This window comes from Rheinheimera sp. 1928-s (genome assembly GCF_029269265.1).
GTDB lineage: Bacteria > Pseudomonadota > Gammaproteobacteria > Enterobacterales > Alteromonadaceae > Pararheinheimera.
The window spans coordinates 139006-156187 of sequence record NZ_JARIXP010000004.1 but is presented as its reverse complement, the minus strand read 5'-3'; the positions used below and the strand labels follow the sequence as shown (position 1 = coordinate 156187).

Genomic DNA, 17182 nt, shown 5'->3' with positions numbered 1-17182 from the left:
GGTCGTTTATAACTTTCTACGGATTAATGTAGTAGAGTCTGTATGACGACCGTGACCACTCCCCAGCCCCAAACTGATATCAGTGTCCTTCACGCTCAACTTCAGCTGTTACAGCAGGAAAATGCCAGACTAAGCTTAATTAATCAGTTTGCCATTGATCTGCATGAGTTGACGGGCGCGGATGACATTCTTAATTATGCTGCGAAGCATGTCGTGGCAGGCTTAGGTTTTGTCGATTGTGCCATTTTTATTCTGGCTACTGATCGGCAAACTCTGGTGCGCAGAGCCGGTACCGGGACCCGCGACTTACCCTCCCATTTAGGTATTGCTGAACTGAAAGTAGGCCATGGTTTGGTGGGGTATGCTGCCAGTACAAAAACCTCTGTATTGGTCTCTGATACCCGGAATGATCCACACTATATAGCGGACTTAGTTCCCAGTTTATCTGAGCTGGTGGTGCCTATCCTGGATGGGGATGAGTTACTAGGCGTGATTGACTGTGAGCATTCTCACATTAATTATTTTACCGTTGAACATCAGCAAGTTCTTGAAGTGGTGGCCTCCATTCTGGCCAGTAAACTCCGAAAGTCGCAGATGCTGGACACCTTAGAGTCGTCGGTCAGTAAACTTGAATACGCAGAACGATTACAAAAAGCCTTATACGAAATTGCCTCTTTCTCTTATTTTGCCAACGACTTCTCCAGCTTCTACAAAAGAATGCATCAGATTGTTAATTCGCTGATTTATGCCCCCAACTTCTTTATTGCTTTGTTTGATGATGAAACCGAATTATTGCAGTTTCCTTACTTTGCCGACACCGAAGACACCTTGCATCCGGATCAGGTGTTTGGCAAAGATGTATTGGAACACAGTCTGACCGGGCATGTATTTCGGACCAATAAACCTCTGCTGATCCTGCGTGAACAAATAGCCGACTTTGAACGAGAGTATGATGTCAATGCGTATGGTTCTGAGCCTGAGGCCTGGTTGGGTGTGCCTTTTCAGTCCAGTGACACTGTGCGTGGTGTGGTGGTAGTGCAAAGCTATGTCGCCAATATTCAGTACACTGAACGTGATCTGGAATTAATGAATTTTGTCTCCCAACATATCTCCAATGCGCTGGAGCGGGTCTTTTCCGAAAAACGATTACAGCATCAGGCGCTGCATGATGCGTTAACCGCTTTGCCGAACCGCAGTCTGCTGATGGACAGAATTGGTCAGGCCTTTAAACGTATGCAACGTTTTCCAGCCAATCATCTGGCGGTGATGTATCTGGATTTAGATCGCTTTAAAACGGTGAATGATACTTTAGGTCATCAGGTCGGCGATGATTTTCTTATCCAGGTTGGACGGGTGCTGAAACAATGTATGCGTCAGACCGATACGCTGGCCCGTTTAGGCGGCGATGAATTTGCAGTAGTTTTGGAGGATGTGGCAGGGCTTTGTGATGTCACAGATGTGGCTCAACGTATTATCCAGGCGTTGCAGCAACCTTTGCTGGTGGGGGAACATACGTTGCTGACCTCCTGCAGTATTGGTATAGCACTGGCCAATTCCGGAGATCAACTGCAGTCTGCGGACGAGCTGATTCGCCGCGCTGATATTGCCATGTATCAGGCCAAACAGGATGGTCGTGGTGTGTACCGTATTTATTCTGCGGATATGCAGGCACAGGAGAGCCAGGAGTTCAGGCTAGGACTGGAAATCAAAGCCGCTTTGGCGCAGCAGCATTTTGTGCTGCATTATCAGCCCATTATCAGTCTTGAAACCGATGACACTCTGGGATTTGAAGCTTTAATTCGCTGGACACACCAGACTCAGGGCGTGATCACGCCGGATCAATTTATTCCTTTTGCGGAAAAAAATGGCTTGATAGGTCTGATTGATCATTATGTGCTTAGGCAAAGTATCGAACAGATCCGTCTGTGGAAAGAAAATTACGCTACGCCTTTTTATGTCAGCGTCAATGTATCAGGCTTGGCATTCTCAGAGCCTGATTTCGCAACAGCTGTGATCCAGAAACTGGCCGAGGCTGATGTTCCAGCCCGTTATCTGGCGATAGAAATTACAGAGCGGGCACTGATTGAGAACATAGAACAAGCGCGTTTGTGTTTAAAACAGTTGCGCCAGCATGGGGTCAAAGTGTTGTTGGATGATTTTGGTACTGGCTACTCAAGTTTAAGTTATCTGAACGAATTTAAGCTGGACGTGCTGAAAATCGACCGTTCTTTTATTGCCAATATGAAACCCCGAATTCAGGATAACCCTGTGGTGAATACTGTGATTGCTTTGGCTAAAACTCTGAATTTAAAGGTAGTAGCAGAAGGGGTGGAAACCAGTTTACAACGGCAATTGCTGAAAGAACTGGGATGTGACGCCGGACAGGGCTATTGGTTTGCTAAGGCGTTGCCAGCCGCAGATGCCATCAAATGGCTACGTTAAACCACGCCTAAATGTAGGGGCGGGTCTTGTACCCGCCCGTCTCGAATTCCAAACAAATCTTTATTGGGTTTATCCCCGCCCGTTTAATGACACCGCGGTGCCTATGGACGGGCCGGGACAAGCCGCGGCCCCTACGAATGGCCCGTCTCAGATGAGTGTGATTAAACCAGGCGGATTGCGTCTGCTTCAATCACGATTTTGCCTGCTTTGTATAAAGCGCCTATGGCTTGTTTGAACATTTTTTTACTGACACCAAACTCACCGTAAATCTGCTCCGGCGTGCTTTTATCTGATAGTGGCAAGCTGCCGCCTTTGTGCTTTAAGCGTTCTAAAATCACATCAGTAAAAGCCTGAGCTTTTTCATAACCAGGTTTATCCAGCATCAAATCAATACGGAAGTCGTCGCGCATTTTTTGCACATAAGCTGTGCCTTTGTAGCCGATACGCAGTGGTTTAAAGACCTGATTTTTATACAATAAGCCCCAGTGCTGATGATCCACTACTACTTTGTAGCCAAGGTCAGTCTGAGATGCGACATAAAACTGTACTTCATCGCCTGGTTGATAATCCGGCGTGTCTTTGCCTATGTATCTGTCCAGCTTGGCTGAGGCGACAATGCGGTTACTTTTATCAACATAACAGTACACCAGATAATATTTATCCAGCTGCATCGGAATTTGTTGTTCGCTAAAAGGCACCAGCAGATCTTTTTTCAGGCCCCAGTTTAAAAAGGCGCCTACTTTGGTGATAGCCACAGCTTTGAGCTGCGCCACCTGACCGACCATCACATAAGGTTTTTCTGTAGTGGCAATCAGCTGATCTTCAGAATCCAGATACAACAGTACTTCAAGCACTGTACCAATCTCTGTGCCGGCAGGTACATAACGTTTAGGTAATAAAATATCACCCCAGCTTAAGCCATCTAAGTACACGCCAAATTCGACCTGCTTTTTGACGGCCAGTTTGTTCAGTTTGCCTAAAGCGAGTTGGGTCATGTGATTACTCCGATGCCAGCAAAGCTGGGTTTGACTGTTGAATAAATTGTAATTGAACCTGCACGCTCTGGGCTGAGTTGCCAAACCAGACCTGGCCTTCATTAATAGTGCATTGTAACTGCATAGTGCGGTCGCATAATTTTGCCAGCTCTGCCGTATCTGCCGGGGAGACGGCTACTATGGTCAGGTTTTTTAACTGACTCAGGGCTTTTTGTTCAGAGCTGTACCATTTATCCACTGCAGTGCCGCCGTAAGCGACTAAAAGCAACTGCTCTGTTTTATGGCTGGCGCGACGTAAACGTTTTTCTTCCGGCAAACCCAGTTCAATCCACAACTGATAATCACCTGTCAGGTTTTGACGATAAACAGCAGCTTCATCGTCATCGGAAATACCTTTACCGAAGGTTAAATCTTCATGGGCACACAAAGCAAAAGCCAGCAGACGTAACATCATACGCTCTGTGGTTTCAGAAGGGTGCTGGGCTAACGTCAGGTTATAGTCCTGATAATGATGGCGCGACATGTCGGCCACAGCAAGGCTTGCTTTAAAAATGGTTGCCTTTAAGGCCATAACAAATCCGCGGAACAAATCAAAAGGGCGCTAGTGTACCTTGTTCGTTGGAATAATGCAGCTTGTGTGAATAAGCCTTAGATTGAGCGACTCAGGCTTGTAGTTGATGATGCTGCTTTTGCCGCAGTGCGATGCGATTCCATGCTTTCTCGTGAAAAAAGTAAGCGACCGTATTGATAGCTGGCTCTATGGTCGCTACTAAACCACCCACCAGCAGATCTCCGGTTAGTAAATAGGTGACGCTAAAAGCGACGCTAAAATGCAATACAGCAAAGGTCATAGTTTTTAACATGATGTGGCTCCAGATGCCTGAATATGTAATTAGCTTAGCCTGCTGTGTTATTCATCGAAAACGAATTAATCCAATCGCCGCTATCGTTTTTTATGTTCAGCCGATCCTGAAGTGATATGCGAACGTATTGTGTGAGCTAACAGGAGCATAAAATGAATTCACTGGAAGTTTTTTATGACGGAGGTTGTCCCTTGTGCCGGCGCGAGATTAATTACTTTCGTGCACTGAAAAGTAGGGTGCCTATTATCTGGCTGGATTTAACCGATTTAAATGCACAGCTGCCACCAGAGCTGGACCGATGCAGTGCGCTGGCTCGTATGCATGTACGGGTAAACGGCCAGGTCTATCACAAAGGCGCTGCCGCTTTTGCTATGCTCTGGTCGCAATTTGCTTATTGGCGTATGCTTGGACTCTTGCTCAAAGTACCACCCGTCACCTGGTGCGCTAACCGGCTGTATAGCTTGTTTTTGAAACTAAGGCCTCACCTCCAGAGCTGGGTGCAAAAACAGGAGAAACCCTGATGGGGTTAGATTGTCGTGAACTTTTGGATGTCAAAGAGTATGAGTTTTTAATCAACTGGTTTATGCGTCAACAAAAGCAGCACCAGTTGGCTGAATTGAACGAACCATACAGTTATGATGGTTATTCTTTGTATGATCAAAAAGTGAATCAGCTGATTGCTGAAGCCAGCATCGCCTTTGTGGAGACGTTCCAGCGCGAGGCTCCGGCTTTGGTTTTTACTAATTTATTTCATTTGGCTGAGCTTGAGTTGCAGGGCAAACGTGATCGATTGATCAAAGCGCCAAAAAGGCTGCAATAGATGTAGACAATAAAAAACCACCGTCCGGTGGTTTTTTATTGTCTTGTTTTGCAGCTACTGCTGTTGCACCCGTTTTAATGCGTCGGTCAACTGAGGGATATCCAGTTTTTCATTCAGGGGTACCAGAGTACCTGCAGACCAAACACTGTAACTGCCATCATCCCGCACTAAAATCATTTTGTCCTTTTTAAAACTGACCATCTGATGAGGTAATAAATTCAGCTTTGGATAAGCAGAAGGTTTGAACCAGTTATCCCCTGGCCAGTTGCTGTGGCAGCCAAGTTGAGCCAACAGAGTAGGGATCAAATCCAGGTGTTGGGTCACTGTATTGGATATAGCCCGATGTAAAGCAGGCCAACGGCTGTAAAGCTGAGCGGGTGCCAGATCAAATTGTGAATCTGCTGCTTGTTGAGTCAGCACTAACAGATGTTGCCCTTGATCGGACTGAACTAAGTCTGTTGCTAAATCGCTGCTGAATTTTATCTGTACTGGAGCAGCTGCATCTGAGGTTAAAGCTAACCAAGGCAGTCGTTGTTGGAATTGTGCGTCACTGGCACTGATACTCAGTTGTCCAGCTGGCACTTGCGCCATCCAGGCTGGAGCTTGTTGTAAAACGCTTATCATGTCTTTATTCAGCTGCATGCTGCCATAAAGTAAATTCAACAATGCACTGGGTGCTTCGACTGGCGCAAAATGTTGTTGATGTGCTTTAAAGTTCTGTTGCTCTAAAAGTGCAATGTCAGCAGCAGATAAAGCGGGCACAATCAGCACTGTGACCGCGTCCCTTTGTTGATTTGTGCACTGCAAAGCTTCAGGTTCACGCCAGTTGGTCGGGCGCTGCAACTGCTCTGCTTTATTTTCTTGTAAGCGGGATAAATCCAGCACTTTGTATTTGGCTAAAAAAGTATTGGCAGTCGCCGGATAGGTAAAAGGCAACACATTGTCCTGTTTCAGCACATCCAGATCCAGCTGGGCATCGGCCCAGATATGCAAGCTGTGGCTAGTCACAAAACAACCTAAAAACAGATAAAGTGCGGGTTGACCTATACCAGACGCTTGCAGTCGTGGCACCTTTTTCCAGCATAAGTTACTCAGCACCAGTTCTATGGCTAATAACAAAGCCGCGACTACAGAAGTGATTAGAATAAAATTACGTAGATTGGTCACCACCTGCTGACGTAATAAATCTATGGTTTGTTCGCTGGATGCGCTGCCGACATGGTAGCCAAGGGCGTGATACACATAAGCATCAAAAATGAGCGCTACCAGGCCTAAGGTGGCTAAAGCTGCTGCTATACCGCGCACATGGCGCTGGTACGGAAAAATCAGAGTGACAGGGAATATCGTCAGAATAAAAAACAAAAAACACAAAAAGGCGGTGTGGCCCAGCCAGTTGGTCACCAGATACAACCAGCCTGTGATACTTTGTGGCAAAGGTTCTGCCCACCAGTAGGCTGATGTGATCACCAGCGCCAGCAGGATATTAAAAAAAGTAAACCAGTGACCCCAGTTCAGCAGGCGGTTTACTTTATTGACCAATGACAGGTTTTGTTCCAGCACCATAAAGTTATTGTTTCTTGCTGTTGACGGCGTCTTTGAGCGCCTGACCAAAATGAGTCACCACATCCATACGCTGAGCAGCAGGAACACTGGTATTGATAATATGACTGATGGTATTGCCTAAACACATCAGGCTTAATTCCGTTGTCGCATCCTCTGAGCGTAATTGCTCTAGCAGAGTGTTAACGATCTTTTCAATTTGGTCGGTCGAATACTTTGATACAATAGGCATGAAGGTCTCTGCTCGAAATAAAATGGAACAGCGGGGAATACTAGCAGAATTAGCTGAGAACAGGAAAATATATGTCCGTCGATGTGTTGCATCTGGCAATAAATTTTATCGAAAGTACTGAAAGTGAGCAGTTGCAGGCGCAATTTCGTCAGGAGTTGGTGCCGGTATCGCAATCTGTGGCGCATTTAATTGAGCAACTGCATTTAGCCTATAACGGCAAACCAGCCAAAGGTTATGCCACTTTTGCCGACGACTTACAGGACAGAATGGCGCTGCCTTTAGCGCAGTGGCAAGCTCAGGAACGCAGTTTTCTGCAGCTGGCAGAACAAGCCACCAGTCAGTTGGTGGTGCAACTGGTGCAGCATCAAATCCAGGAAACCGGTTATTTTATGCTCTGTCATTATCGGTATCTGGCGACAGAATATGTGCTGGTGACTTTATTAGGCAGCAAAGATCATTTCAGTGTCACACCTGAGTTATTACTTTCCACCGATCAGCATCTGGATATAGCCCGGATGCAGCTGGCAGCTCGTATTGATTTAACCGAATATCAAACCAGCCCGGAGCAAAACAAATACATTTCCTTTATTCGTGGCAGAGCAGGGCGTAAAGTCGCCGATTTTTTCCTCGACTTTTTAGGTTGTGCCGAAGGCATGGTCGCCAAAGAGCAAAGTAAAGTAGTTTTGGCTTCTGTTGAAGAGTATTTATCAGCCTCTGATTACGATGCCAGCGAAAAGTCGGCAGTGCGTAAGCAAGTCTATGACTACTGTGAAGAGCAAACCAAACAAGGCTTGGATGTGCATTTACAGGAACTGTCGGCCACGATCGACAGCAGTGATGCCCGCGCTTTTACCGATTACTGTGCAGAGCAGAATATTGAAGTACCAGACCAATTCCCTGTGGATGTAAAAGAGTTAAAAACCCTGGTGAAGTTTTCAGGTGCGGGTGGTGGCGTCAGTATCAGCTTTGAACAAAAGCATTTAGGCGATCGTATCCGCTACGATATAGAAAAAGATCTGCTGATTATTCAGGGCGTGCCGCCGAACTTAAAAGATCAGCTGCAACGCTTTTTAAAAGGTTTTTCCAGCTTTGACAACAAAGGCTAAAACGCCAGCCGAAAAATGCTAGTCAGTGCCACCACCGCCATCAGAGCCACCCTCTGATGAGCTGTGGTGGTCAGTATCAAGCTGTTTGTTCTTGTTTACTTCTGTACCGCTGCCCGCCACTATAGTTCCGGTGACACCACCTTCAGTGGTTTTTTTCTGTTTGATTTCTTTTCTTGGTTTTACCTGCTGGCGTTTTTTATTCAGGCGCAGCAACCACAAATTACCCAGCACCAGGCCAAAAATAATAAGCAGCATCCACCATAGGTTTAGGGTCATATTTAATCCTTACAAATAGTGCAGACATAACGCTGAAAAATCAGCGGCAGATGTTCAAGCAACAATGCTTTATCCGGCAGTTCACTTTGAGTGATTGCTTGAGCCAGCATGCTGTGCTCAAAGGACTTTAAATAACCCTCGGCCAAAGGACGATAGCTTAAATGCCAGGCTTCTTTTGCCACGCCGCCTTGATCGTATAAATAAGGCCGGAAAAAGCCAAAGTCGGCGGCACGTTGCTGTAGCCATTGATCCAATGCGTAAAAAGGACCACCTTGTTGATACTCAGCATCCAGTAATTGCACCTGATAATCAGCTGCTACTGCTGCCTTGTCAAATACATCCAGATCCGTGCCCCAGTGATGACGACTGGCGCCGGGCAAAGCAGAGTACAACAAAATAGCTTCTACTTTGGCAAAGCCATCTAACTGACTTATATCAACGTGCTGTTGGGCTTTGTTATAGACAGGGCGCTGACCGCTATATTTTGCTGTCCAAATGCGCGCTTGTTGAGCAAAAGAGCGATAAGACGATACCAATGCCAACTCGATACCATCTGACGCCGCAGCCTGTTGCATCTGCTGATAAGCGGCTTTGACGTCCGGCAATAACCGATGTCGCTGCTCCAGTTCAACCAGAGCAGTTTCATCAAAACCTGTCAGAAGCTTGGCCAGACTCATTTGGCAACCAGTTGCTGCAATATATGCTGATACATATCGGCTAAAGGCTCTAAATCAGCCACTGCTACAGATTCGTTAATTTTATGAATGGTGGCGTTGCAGGGCCCTAATTCCAGCACCTGCGCACCAGTAGGCGCGATAAAACGACCATCAGAGGTGCCACCAGTTGTCTCTAGTGATGGCGCAAAGCCTTTGACTTGTTGTACTGCGTGCACAGCAGCAGCCACCAGTTCACCGCTATCGGTCAGGAAGGGCAGGCCATTAAATACCCAGTCGATGCTATAGTTCAGGCCATGTTGATCCAAAATCGCCAGAACCCGCTGTTGTAACTGTTCTGCTGTGACTTCTGTGCTGTAGCGGAAGTTAAAGGTTAGTTGTACATCTCCCGGTACCACATTGGTTGCACCTGTACCTGCATGAATATTGGAGATCTGAAAACTGGTGGCAGGGAAATAAGCATTGCCTTGATCCCAGACTGTTTGTGCTAATTCTGCCAGCGCAGGAGCGGCTTTATGAATAGGGTTGTCCACCAGGTGTGGATAAGCCACATGGCCCTGAATACCTTTAACAGTCAGATAACCTGTTAAAGAGCCCCGACGGCCATTTTTAATCACATCGCCCAATTGTTGGCTGCTGGATGGCTCACCCACTAAACACCATGTTATTTTTTCCTGACGGCTTTCCAGCACTTCGATTACTCGTTTGGTGCCATTGATAAATGGGCCTTCTTCATCGCTGGTAATTAAAAATGCGATATCAGCTGTAAGCTCTGGATTGGTCGCTAAAAAACGCTCTGTTGCCACCACCATAGCAGCCAGACTAGCTTTCATATCTGCAGCACCACGACCGTACAGCATGCCATCCCGAATTTCAGGCGCAAATGGCGGGCTGGTCCACTGATCCAGTGGTCCTGTTGGCACTACGTCGGTATGACCGGCAAAACAAAACAAAGCTTTACCCTGACCTCTGCGCGCCCATAAATTGAGGGTGTCTTCAAAGAACATTGATTCGATAGTGAAACCTAAAGCTTCAAGGCGCTTTGCCATTAATTGCTGGCAACCTGCGTCTTCCGGCGTGACCGACTGGCGGCTGATCAAGTCTTTGGTCAGATCTAAGACTGCTGTACTCATGCGGAGATCCCAAAAATTGTCTGATAATTTTGTTCTGAAAAACCAAGATGATACTGGCCATTGTGTTCAAGCACAGGTCGTTTAATCAGCGCAGGTTGCGCCAGCATCAGTGCTACAGCTTTTTCTGCCGTCATATCTTGTTTGTCTTGATCCGGCAAAGCTCTGTAGGTTGTACCTTTGGTGTTCAGCAGTTGTTGCCACTGCAACTGCTGCATAAATTCTGCTAAAAGTGCCGCATCAATTCCATCCTGACGGTAATCAATATACTGGTGCGACAGCTGCTGCTGGTCCAGCCATTTGCGGGCTTTTTTAATAGTGTCACAATTTTTAATGCCATAAATACGGGTCATGAAGCTATAAGTCCTAAGCGCTAACCAATTGAATAGCCAGCAAGTCATCTTGTAGCGCCTGATGATAACCTGCACGGCAATGAATACTATGAATTTTAGAATGAGGTGCAATACGTAAAAACAATCCAAAGCTCTGGCCAGGTTGACTCAGCAGCGCCTTGTCATAATGCAGCAGTGCTTGTCCTGCCTGAACATTGGCTTGTTCGCCTACCAGCCAATGAAATCCCAGGCCCTGTTTATCCTGACAGTAGAGAGGAAAATCCAGTACCAGTTTCAACCCGCTGGAGTGAATAAACTGCAGATGTTGACCTGTATGGTTTTTCCGGCTGAATAGAGCGGTAAAAGGGCTGTATAAAGTAGTGCCGCGCAACTCAAGCCAAAGTCCGTCGCCTTGTAAGCCTGACGCCATCAGGGTATCGGGGCTTGCTATACGATTGTGGCTGAACGCGTCGACCGGACTTCTGACCCGTAATTTTAACTGTGGGTCCAGACTGGTATGCCAGTGCAACAGACTAAAAGGGCTGAACATGGGCAAAAACATTTAAAGGAGCGTGGCTTGATAGTAACGAAAAAAACAGAATTTGGCGAAGACTTCCTGAAATAGGTGATCTAATTATTTTTCCGGGCTTTTAGTCAGTTGGCAGAACTTGTGCGGAGCAGGGGAGTCAAACAAAACTGAGTGTTTCTTTGATTTGAACATAAAAATGTCATGAAAAGCTGATAAGTGCAGGTCATTTTTAATGACAAAACGATGTAAGCCTTATGCATTCTTCATTACGGTTGTCCACAGATTCTGTGGATAACTTTGTGTGTTGTTATGTTTAACTGTTTTAAGTTTTTGAATTTATTGATTAAATACTAATGGCACAAAATTTGTTTAGTTTAGCCTTTGGCAAATAGTTGAGCAAAGGCAGGAAAGTGATAGTTTTCATCTTCAATCTGAAACTTTTCGCGTAAAACATTTGAGCTTTGTTTGTTTCAAAAATGTTGATCTTTGGGCTGCTTTATATCCTAACCAGAGAATATTTTAAGGTCAGGTCGATTTTGCCTTTAGTTTCAGCCAAAGCTGGACGATAGTAAGTACAGGGGGTAGACTCCGAACGAACGACCTTGTGGTAAATACACCGATCATCAAGAGGAGTGCCTGCGATGTCAGCTACGTTTTCGACACTCAAAGCGGGGATGCAGTACAGTCGTGACTGGCCTGTAGTACCTCAATTAAATGCAGTTTTTCCGGAAAACAAAATTATCCGTATGACTGTATTTGCACAAAAAACACTACCTGTTATAGCTGTGCTTGGCGCTGTAGTGCAGTTTAATCAGCTTGGCTCAAGCCAATTGCCGCTGATCCTGACCATGATGCTGTTTATTTTATCTATGCCGTTTCAGGGCTGGTATTGGTTGGGGAAAAGAGCTCAGACCGAATTACCGCCTGGCCTGAGTAGCTGGTATGGCGAAATTAAACAAAAGATGCAGGCGCAAGGGCTGCAAACCCAAAATCCTCAACACAAGTTACGTTATGCTGATTTGGCATTGTTGCTAAAACAGGCATTTGGTCAACTAGACAAAACCTTTCTTCGCGACTGGCTTTAAGCCAGTCGTCTGCTTCATTTCCCGGACAAATAAATCCGCTGATAGTAGGTATAAACCCACTCTGGTTTGTAAATGACCAGTAAGGTCATGGCCATGCCATTGAGCAAGGCTTCCGGCAAAGCTGCCAGTGGAATAAAAATTAAGTAACTGTCGTAGAGCTGATGTGCACTGTACTGATCAGCCTGATACCAGGCCTGCAGCAGCATAAAGACCACTAAACCCAAGGCGCTGTTTAAAAAGGCCCCGATAAATAAATAGATAAACAGATGTCGCTGCACATAGTGGAAACAGAAAAGGTAGACGCCATAATTCAGCGCCAGCACGAGCCAACCACAAACTAAAGTCCAGAGCAATTGCTCCAGGCTTTGTGTGCTCATCAGCCATTGCAGTGCCATTACCAGCACAAAAAGCAGGCAACTTAAGCGCAAACCAAACAACAACATCAAAGTAGTCAGTGCCAGAAAATGAATAGGCAACGCATCCAGCACGGCGGCGTCTGTTTGCCATAACAAGGCAAGTACGCAAACACTGGCCCCGGCCACAGGCCAGGGCACTGATTTGTGCGGCAACTCGCGCCAGAAGTCGCGGCTGAATACCAAGCCCGCAAACAACAACAGGCAAAATGCCGCCAGCATCAGTTAGCTCAGATCAAAAGTCGACCAGACAGGCGCATGATCAGAGGGCCGCTCTGAAGCGCGTAGTTCATAATCTACGTCACTTTCTGTACACAAAGCGGCTAAAGGTGGGGTCGCCATCACCACATCGATACGCAGGCCTCTGTTGTCATCAAAACCTTTAGAACGGTAATCAAACCAGCTGTATTTTTCAGTTGCATCCGGATGCAAAGCACGGAAGGTATCTATTAAACCCCAGCCTTTTAATGTCGCCAGCATTTCACGTTCTTCCGGTAAAAAGGAGCATTTGCCTTCTTTTAACCAGCGTTTGGCATTGGCTGCACCTATGCCGATATCCAGATCTTCAGGGGAGATATTAATGTCACCAATAACAGCGACATAATCATCCGGGCTGTGGTGGTTGATTAAATACTGCTGCAGGTCGGCATAAAACTTTTGTTTGGCCGGGAATTTAGTTTCATGGCTGCGGTTTTCACCTTGCGGGAAATAGCCATTTAGTAAAGTCAGGGTTTTGCCGTTGTCCAGTGCAAAAGTGCCAATCAGCATACGACGCTGAGCATCAGGCGCATCTGTTGGAAAACCATACAGCATCGACAGTGCAGGCTTTTTACTCAGAATAGCCACACCGTAATGGCCTTTTTGGCCGAAATAATACAAGTGGTAGCCAAATTTCTGCATATCTTCTAGCGGGAATTCATCATCATGCACTTTAATTTCCTGCAAGCCGACAAAATCAGGAGAATGTTTGGCCAGTAAGGCTTCGATTTGGTGAGGTCTGGCGCGTAAGCCATTTATATTAAAAGAGATAATTTTCATGATGATGCTCTGGTCCACATAAGAGTAATAGCGTTTGAGCTCTATACTAGCATTTTGTCTGCCCTGACGTGAACCGCTGCTTGCTCAGTGCGCCGACAAACTTTAAGCTATGCTTTTGCCTTGATGAGTCTGATGTTGTGAGTTCTGAATTACCAGCCTATCAGTTAAAGTTTTCCGCCAGAAGACGCAGTATTCAACTGAAAATTCAGTCAGGACAGCTATGGGTGTCCGCCCCAACAGGCTGCGATCTTCAATTTATTCAGCAGCTTATTCAGCAGAAAAAAGACTGGATTGATAAACACCTGGGTCAGCAGCAACACACTACAGAACCGGGCTGGCTTGAACAGCGGCTAATTCCGTTATTCGACGATAAATTACAGCTCAAAATTGTACAGGATACTGTGAACCAGTTTAGTCTGGACGGCGATTGTTTATGGCTGCAGCTTTCCTCGCGTAATAAAAAACAAAGCCAGCATAAATGGATAGAAAAGTTGGTGACTGAATTTTATCTGCAGCAAGCGAAGCTCTGGTTTGAGCAGCAGGTACAGTTTCAGCAGCAACGGATGTCACTTTCCTGCCGCGACGTGCGGGTTTGTAATTTTAAAGCCAAATGGGGCAGTTGTGATTCATCAGGTGTACTGAGTTTTAACTGGCGCTTGCTGATGGCTCCTGCCTGGGTGGCTCAGTATGTGGTGGTGCATGAACTGGCACATCTGGTCCATATGAACCACAGCAAAAGCTTTTGGTCTTTAGTTAGCCAATTTAACCAGGACGCGGCCAAAGCCCGGCTTTGGTTAAAACAAAATCAACACTGGATGCAGTTGTAAGGCTCAAATCAGCGCAGTGTTAGCCAAAATAATGTACGAAAAGTACTGTAGTGAGCGTACAAAAAAGAAAGCCGACCCATAAGGCCGGCAAAGTTTACATCTTGGGAGAATAGAATGGGATGATTCACCAGGTCAGACTCCGGCCGTTACAAAAGATTCCATTTTATTTTCGTTTTTTTGATCTTTGTGCTTTTCTTTGCAGTTTGTTGGCTTTAATGCCCAACAGAAGCTTTCCAGCAACCCGTGTTTTCTGTTTTAATTCGCAGCGCAACCAATCAACAGCAAATTGGCCGGTCAGAGCCGATATTTTCTTTTCAGGACCACAACATGACGAACCCTCTGCGTATACAACAGCTGATGAAGCTGGTCGATTTAACCCGTTTAACGGAGCAGGATAATGCTGATGCTATGCAGCAATGGCTGGAACAGGATTTGGCTGGTGCAGCAGTTCTGCCAGCAGCTGTTTGTGTCTATCCGGCTTATCTGGCACAGGTAAAAAGCTTTTTGCAGCAGCGTCAGTTTGCTGTACAGCTGGCTACTGTGGTTAATTTCCCCTCCGGTACTTTGCCTTTAACAGAGGTGCTGGAACAAATTCAACAGGCTCTGGCGGCTGGGGCTGATGAAATTGACTGCGTATTGCCTTACCAGACTTTATTGTCTGGTCAGACAGAGCAGGTTCGTAGTTTTTTAACTGAAATACGTCAAGCTACAGCTGGTGTTTGTTTAAAAATCATTATTGAATCCGGTGAATTAGTCACTTGTCAGCAAATCAGCAAAGCCACTGAGCTGGTGGTGGAGTCTGGGGCCGATTTTGTTAAAACCTCGACTGGCAAAGTCAAAGTTGGGGTTACTGAAGAAGCGGCCCGTATTATGTTGGCTGTTATTGCTGCCGCTGACCGTCCTGTCGGTTTCAAAGCCTCTGGTGGTGTGCGTTCTGTGGAGTTTGCTTTAAAGCTGGTGGGGTTGTTTGAAGAGTTGACAGGTAACCTGGCCACCCCAGCGTATATGCGTTTAGGCGCCAGTGCGTTGCTGAATGATTTAAGTCAGCAATTGGATTATTAAAATCTGCTTGTTTTCAGCCGCTGAAAGGCCTTTTAGCGGCTGTAACGTTTTTCTTCTTTGAGTTTATTAAACTGTTGCAATAACTCCTGATGGCGCACTCTATGGTGTTCCGGTAGCGGCATATTGTCTACAATTCTGAAGGTTTTCCGGCATTTTTCCGCCAGTTCCAGCGGTTTTTTCCGTTTTGGATCCGCCATCATCTGTATCGCGGTCTGAATATAGTTCAGCGCACTGCCTGTGTTCATTGGGGCAACTTCCAGTGCTTGTTCAAAACGGATCAAAGCCTGCTCGTAATTGCTTTCTTTGTAGAACTGAATACCTTGTTTATTGAGTTCGTTAAAGCTGGCCTGACGGCTCAATGAGCGGCTTTGTTGTTCGCTGAACAGTTTTTCCAGTATAGGATCAATAGCACCGGACAAGTTTTGTAGCTTCTGCGTCAAGGCTGATGCCTGTTCAAACTCACCAATTTGGTTCAGCAACAGTACGGCATCTGCAGCACAGTGCGGTATAGGTGGCATTTCATCCGGTTTTTCCGGATCGATTTCAGGGTTCATTTGTGCGGAAACGCGATCAGACACTGTGGCGAAGGTTTTTTTCGCCAGATATTGCTGACCGCTTAAAGACTCTAAACGAGCCTGACATAAGGTTTCAAACAAATCAAAGTCAAAGTCACGAATGACGGTATCTTCACGTTTTGCTCTGTGAATGGCCATCAGCGCTTCTTGCTGGTACTTGTTGCGTTGATTCAGCTCTTCAGACCGCGAAGCCGCATCAATCACAGTGCGGATGTAGTTCAGCAGATGCACCACTTCCTGACGGGCAGAACGTCTGGTAATTTCGTAAATTTGTTTACTGGCCTGTACCAGATTGGCCAAATCGTCCATTTCCCTGGCGATGTCCATCAGCAAATTTTGCCGACTGACAGAAAAAGGCGAAATAACGATAGCCTGAGTGATCACCACCATGGCCTCTTCCATCAAACCCTGAGCTATTAAATTGCGGGCTTTCAGATCATAAGCTTCGGCAAAGTATCTGTTGGTATCAATAGCCTCATTACAAAGCTCCAGGCTTTCTTCATAACGTTCTTGTTCAAAACACAAACGAGCCTGCAGCAATAAAGCCCAATTCGTGCGACTAAAGGCCAGCGTTTCTGAAAGCAAAGCTTCTGCTTCTTGATACTGTTTGAGTTTCAAGTGCGTTTCGGCCTGAATACGACCACACAAAGAATGATAACGGCTGGCTTGTTCACGTTCTTGCTTACAGGCTTCGATCACCAGTTCGGGTTGTTCATCAAACATGGCCTGATAAATAGGTGCAAGCTGCTTTTTCTTATTTTGAATTTTAACCAGACGAGTGCGTAATACACTTTGCGAAAAGGGTTTGATGATGTAGTCGTCTGGTTCTGCTTCAACAGCGCCTACGACCATAGGCACCTGATTTTCACCTGTGACCAGCATATAGACAGCAGCAGGGTGCAGCAGTTTTTTCTCGCGCAAATCTTCTAGTAACTGACGGCCGTTTTTGCCTGAACCTAAGTTGTAGTCAACAAATAACACGTCGTAAGAGCCATGCATGCACTTCCACAAGGCCTGTTCGCCGGTCAGAACAAAGGCAATATTGGTTGCACCCATCGAATACAGTATGCCTTTGAGCAATAGCTGGAAGGGGCGTTGGTCATCAACAATCAGGACTCGAAGATTTTCGAGAGTTTTGTACGACATTCAGCAAACCTATCGATTCAATTATCGCAAGTGTTGATAATATGTTTGATTTTAGCAAGGAAAATTTAGAGACTTAT

Annotated in this window: 20 protein-coding genes; 7 read left to right on the top strand and 13 right to left on the bottom strand. The window is 46.0% G+C overall.

What is annotated here, in order from left to right; translation table 11 throughout:
- Window positions 1–42 precede the first annotated feature (42 nt).
- A complete protein-coding gene (locus P3C17_RS11030) occupies window positions 43–2442 on the top strand; it encodes an EAL domain-containing protein (protein WP_300929490.1) in 2400 nt (799 codons plus the stop codon).
- A 161-nt stretch (window positions 2443–2603) separates the two neighbouring features.
- On the opposite strand, the gene P3C17_RS11025 is transcribed toward P3C17_RS11030, so the two are convergent.
- The 3 genes from P3C17_RS11025 to P3C17_RS11015 all read right to left on the bottom strand — a co-directional run bounded on the left by P3C17_RS11025 (window position 2604) and on the right by P3C17_RS11015 (window position 4300).
- Window positions 2604–3437: a S1-like domain-containing RNA-binding protein gene (locus tag P3C17_RS11025; protein ID WP_300929489.1), complete on the bottom strand. Its 834-nt coding sequence runs from the start codon at window positions 3435–3437 to the stop codon at window positions 2604–2606.
- A 4-nt stretch (window positions 3438–3441) separates the two neighbouring features.
- Window positions 3442–4008 carry a YaeQ family protein gene (locus P3C17_RS11020; protein ID WP_300929488.1) on the bottom strand — a complete coding sequence of 189 codons (567 nt, stop codon included), beginning with the start codon at window positions 4006–4008 and terminating at the stop codon, window positions 3442–3444.
- 91 nt (window positions 4009–4099) lie between these two features.
- On the bottom strand, window positions 4100–4300 hold the full coding sequence (locus P3C17_RS11015; protein WP_127684533.1) for a DUF2061 domain-containing protein: 201 nt from the start codon (window positions 4298–4300) through the stop codon (window positions 4100–4102).
- Window positions 4301–4452: 152 nt separating this feature from the next.
- On the opposite strand from P3C17_RS11015, the gene P3C17_RS11010 reads away from it, so the two are divergent.
- A complete protein-coding gene (locus P3C17_RS11010; protein ID WP_300929487.1) occupies window positions 4453–4821 on the top strand; it encodes a DUF393 domain-containing protein in 369 nt (122 codons plus the stop codon).
- Window positions 4821–5120 (top strand): hypothetical protein, encoded by a 300-nt coding sequence (locus tag P3C17_RS11005; protein WP_008898194.1) that lies wholly within the window; start codon window positions 4821–4823, stop codon window positions 5118–5120. Before P3C17_RS11010 ends, P3C17_RS11005 begins: the two co-directional genes overlap by 1 nt.
- A 54-nt stretch (window positions 5121–5174) precedes the next feature.
- Here P3C17_RS11005 and P3C17_RS11000 read toward each other — a convergent pair whose 3' ends face one another.
- Together P3C17_RS11000 and P3C17_RS10995 are read right to left on the bottom strand one after the other, a co-directional pair.
- The gene (locus P3C17_RS11000) at window positions 5175–6683 is read right to left on the bottom strand and encodes a DUF3413 domain-containing protein (RefSeq protein ID WP_300929486.1); all 1509 of its coding nucleotides are present in this window, start codon (window positions 6681–6683) and stop codon (window positions 5175–5177) included.
- 4 nt (window positions 6684–6687) lie between these two features.
- A complete protein-coding gene (locus P3C17_RS10995; RefSeq protein WP_127021904.1) occupies window positions 6688–6912 on the bottom strand; it encodes a DUF1414 domain-containing protein in 225 nt (74 codons plus the stop codon).
- 71 nt (window positions 6913–6983) lie between these two features.
- On the opposite strand from P3C17_RS10995, the gene yejK reads away from it, so the two are divergent.
- Window positions 6984–8018: a nucleoid-associated protein YejK gene (gene yejK / locus P3C17_RS10990; protein ID WP_300929485.1), complete on the top strand. Its 1035-nt coding sequence runs from the start codon at window positions 6984–6986 to the stop codon at window positions 8016–8018.
- 18 nt (window positions 8019–8036) lie between these two features.
- Here yejK and P3C17_RS10985 read toward each other — a convergent pair whose 3' ends face one another.
- The 5 genes from P3C17_RS10985 to P3C17_RS10965 are packed head-to-tail and all read right to left on the bottom strand — an operon-like array spanning window position 8037 to window position 10980.
- Entirely contained in the window at window positions 8037–8294 is a 258-nt protein-coding gene (locus P3C17_RS10985) for a hypothetical protein (RefSeq protein ID WP_300929484.1), read from the bottom strand.
- Window positions 8295–8296: 2 nt separating this feature from the next.
- Window positions 8297–8971, bottom strand: coding sequence for a M15 family metallopeptidase (locus tag P3C17_RS10980; RefSeq protein ID WP_300929483.1), 675 nt, complete (start codon window positions 8969–8971; stop codon window positions 8297–8299).
- A complete protein-coding gene (gene dapE / locus P3C17_RS10975; RefSeq protein WP_300929482.1) occupies window positions 8968–10101 on the bottom strand; it encodes a succinyl-diaminopimelate desuccinylase in 1134 nt (377 codons plus the stop codon). The genes P3C17_RS10980 and dapE overlap by 4 nt, the downstream gene beginning before the upstream one ends.
- On the bottom strand, window positions 10098–10451 hold the full coding sequence (locus P3C17_RS10970; protein ID WP_300929481.1) for an ArsC family reductase: 354 nt from the start codon (window positions 10449–10451) through the stop codon (window positions 10098–10100). Before P3C17_RS10970 ends, dapE begins: the two co-directional genes overlap by 4 nt.
- 13 nt (window positions 10452–10464) lie before the next feature.
- A complete protein-coding gene (locus tag P3C17_RS10965; protein ID WP_300929480.1) occupies window positions 10465–10980 on the bottom strand; it encodes a PTS glucose transporter subunit IIA in 516 nt (171 codons plus the stop codon).
- Window positions 10981–11600: 620 nt separating this feature from the next.
- On the opposite strand from P3C17_RS10965, the gene yfbV reads away from it, so the two are divergent.
- Window positions 11601–12044, top strand: coding sequence for a terminus macrodomain insulation protein YfbV (yfbV, locus tag P3C17_RS10960; RefSeq protein ID WP_008898203.1), 444 nt, complete (start codon window positions 11601–11603; stop codon window positions 12042–12044).
- Between the two features lie 14 nt (window positions 12045–12058).
- On the opposite strand, the gene P3C17_RS10955 is transcribed toward yfbV, so the two are convergent.
- On the bottom strand, window positions 12059–12679 hold the full coding sequence (locus tag P3C17_RS10955; RefSeq protein ID WP_300929479.1) for an energy-coupling factor ABC transporter permease: 621 nt from the start codon (window positions 12677–12679) through the stop codon (window positions 12059–12061).
- A 3-nt stretch (window positions 12680–12682) separates the two neighbouring features.
- Complete coding sequence (gene xthA, locus P3C17_RS10950; protein WP_008898205.1) at window positions 12683–13495, bottom strand: exodeoxyribonuclease III; 813 nt, start codon at window positions 13493–13495, stop codon at window positions 12683–12685.
- Window positions 13496–13632: 137 nt separating this feature from the next.
- On the opposite strand from xthA, the gene P3C17_RS10945 reads away from it, so the two are divergent.
- Window positions 13633–14322 (top strand): SprT family zinc-dependent metalloprotease, encoded by a 690-nt coding sequence (locus P3C17_RS10945; protein ID WP_300929478.1) that lies wholly within the window; start codon window positions 13633–13635, stop codon window positions 14320–14322.
- 327 nt (window positions 14323–14649) lie between these two features.
- Window positions 14650–15384 (top strand): deoxyribose-phosphate aldolase, encoded by a 735-nt coding sequence (gene deoC, locus P3C17_RS10940; RefSeq protein WP_300929477.1) that lies wholly within the window; start codon window positions 14650–14652, stop codon window positions 15382–15384.
- Window positions 15385–15416: 32 nt separating this feature from the next.
- On the opposite strand, the gene P3C17_RS10935 is transcribed toward deoC, so the two are convergent.
- The gene (locus P3C17_RS10935) at window positions 15417–17105 is read right to left on the bottom strand and encodes a tetratricopeptide repeat-containing response regulator (protein ID WP_300929476.1); all 1689 of its coding nucleotides are present in this window, start codon (window positions 17103–17105) and stop codon (window positions 15417–15419) included.
- Window positions 17106–17182 lie beyond the last annotated feature (77 nt).

What these genes read in the sequence shown, in the direction of transcription:
- P3C17_RS10935 (WP_300929476.1), bottom strand. Translation starts at nt 17,105, where the DNA reads ATGTCGTACAAAACTCTCGAAAATCTTCGAGTCCTGATTGTTGATGAC.
- P3C17_RS10985 (WP_300929484.1), bottom strand. Translation starts at nt 8,294, where the DNA reads ATGACCCTAAACCTATGGTGGATGCTGCTTATTATTTTTGGCCTGGTG.
- P3C17_RS11010 (WP_300929487.1), top strand. Translation starts at nt 4,453, where the DNA reads ATGAATTCACTGGAAGTTTTTTATGACGGAGGTTGTCCCTTGTGCCGG.
- P3C17_RS10970 (WP_300929481.1), bottom strand. Translation starts at nt 10,451, where the DNA reads ATGACCCGTATTTATGGCATTAAAAATTGTGACACTATTAAAAAAGCC.
- P3C17_RS11030 (WP_300929490.1), top strand. Translation starts at nt 43, where the DNA reads ATGACGACCGTGACCACTCCCCAGCCCCAAACTGATATCAGTGTCCTT.
- yejK (WP_300929485.1), top strand. Translation starts at nt 6,984, where the DNA reads ATGTCCGTCGATGTGTTGCATCTGGCAATAAATTTTATCGAAAGTACT.
- xthA (WP_008898205.1), bottom strand. Translation starts at nt 13,495, where the DNA reads ATGAAAATTATCTCTTTTAATATAAATGGCTTACGCGCCAGACCTCAC.
- P3C17_RS11025 (WP_300929489.1), bottom strand. Translation starts at nt 3,437, where the DNA reads ATGACCCAACTCGCTTTAGGCAAACTGAACAAACTGGCCGTCAAAAAG.
- P3C17_RS11005 (WP_008898194.1), top strand. Translation starts at nt 4,821, where the DNA reads ATGGGGTTAGATTGTCGTGAACTTTTGGATGTCAAAGAGTATGAGTTT.
- yfbV (WP_008898203.1), top strand. Translation starts at nt 11,601, where the DNA reads ATGTCAGCTACGTTTTCGACACTCAAAGCGGGGATGCAGTACAGTCGT.
- deoC (WP_300929477.1), top strand. Translation starts at nt 14,650, where the DNA reads ATGACGAACCCTCTGCGTATACAACAGCTGATGAAGCTGGTCGATTTA.
- P3C17_RS11015 (WP_127684533.1), bottom strand. Translation starts at nt 4,300, where the DNA reads ATGTTAAAAACTATGACCTTTGCTGTATTGCATTTTAGCGTCGCTTTT.
- P3C17_RS10995 (WP_127021904.1), bottom strand. Translation starts at nt 6,912, where the DNA reads ATGCCTATTGTATCAAAGTATTCGACCGACCAAATTGAAAAGATCGTT.
- P3C17_RS11000 (WP_300929486.1), bottom strand. Translation starts at nt 6,683, where the DNA reads ATGGTGCTGGAACAAAACCTGTCATTGGTCAATAAAGTAAACCGCCTG.
- dapE (WP_300929482.1), bottom strand. Translation starts at nt 10,101, where the DNA reads ATGAGTACAGCAGTCTTAGATCTGACCAAAGACTTGATCAGCCGCCAG.
- P3C17_RS11020 (WP_300929488.1), bottom strand. Translation starts at nt 4,008, where the DNA reads ATGGCCTTAAAGGCAACCATTTTTAAAGCAAGCCTTGCTGTGGCCGAC.
- P3C17_RS10965 (WP_300929480.1), bottom strand. Translation starts at nt 10,980, where the DNA reads ATGTTCAGCCCTTTTAGTCTGTTGCACTGGCATACCAGTCTGGACCCA.
- P3C17_RS10980 (WP_300929483.1), bottom strand. Translation starts at nt 8,971, where the DNA reads ATGAGTCTGGCCAAGCTTCTGACAGGTTTTGATGAAACTGCTCTGGTT.
- P3C17_RS10955 (WP_300929479.1), bottom strand. Translation starts at nt 12,679, where the DNA reads ATGCTGGCGGCATTTTGCCTGTTGTTGTTTGCGGGCTTGGTATTCAGC.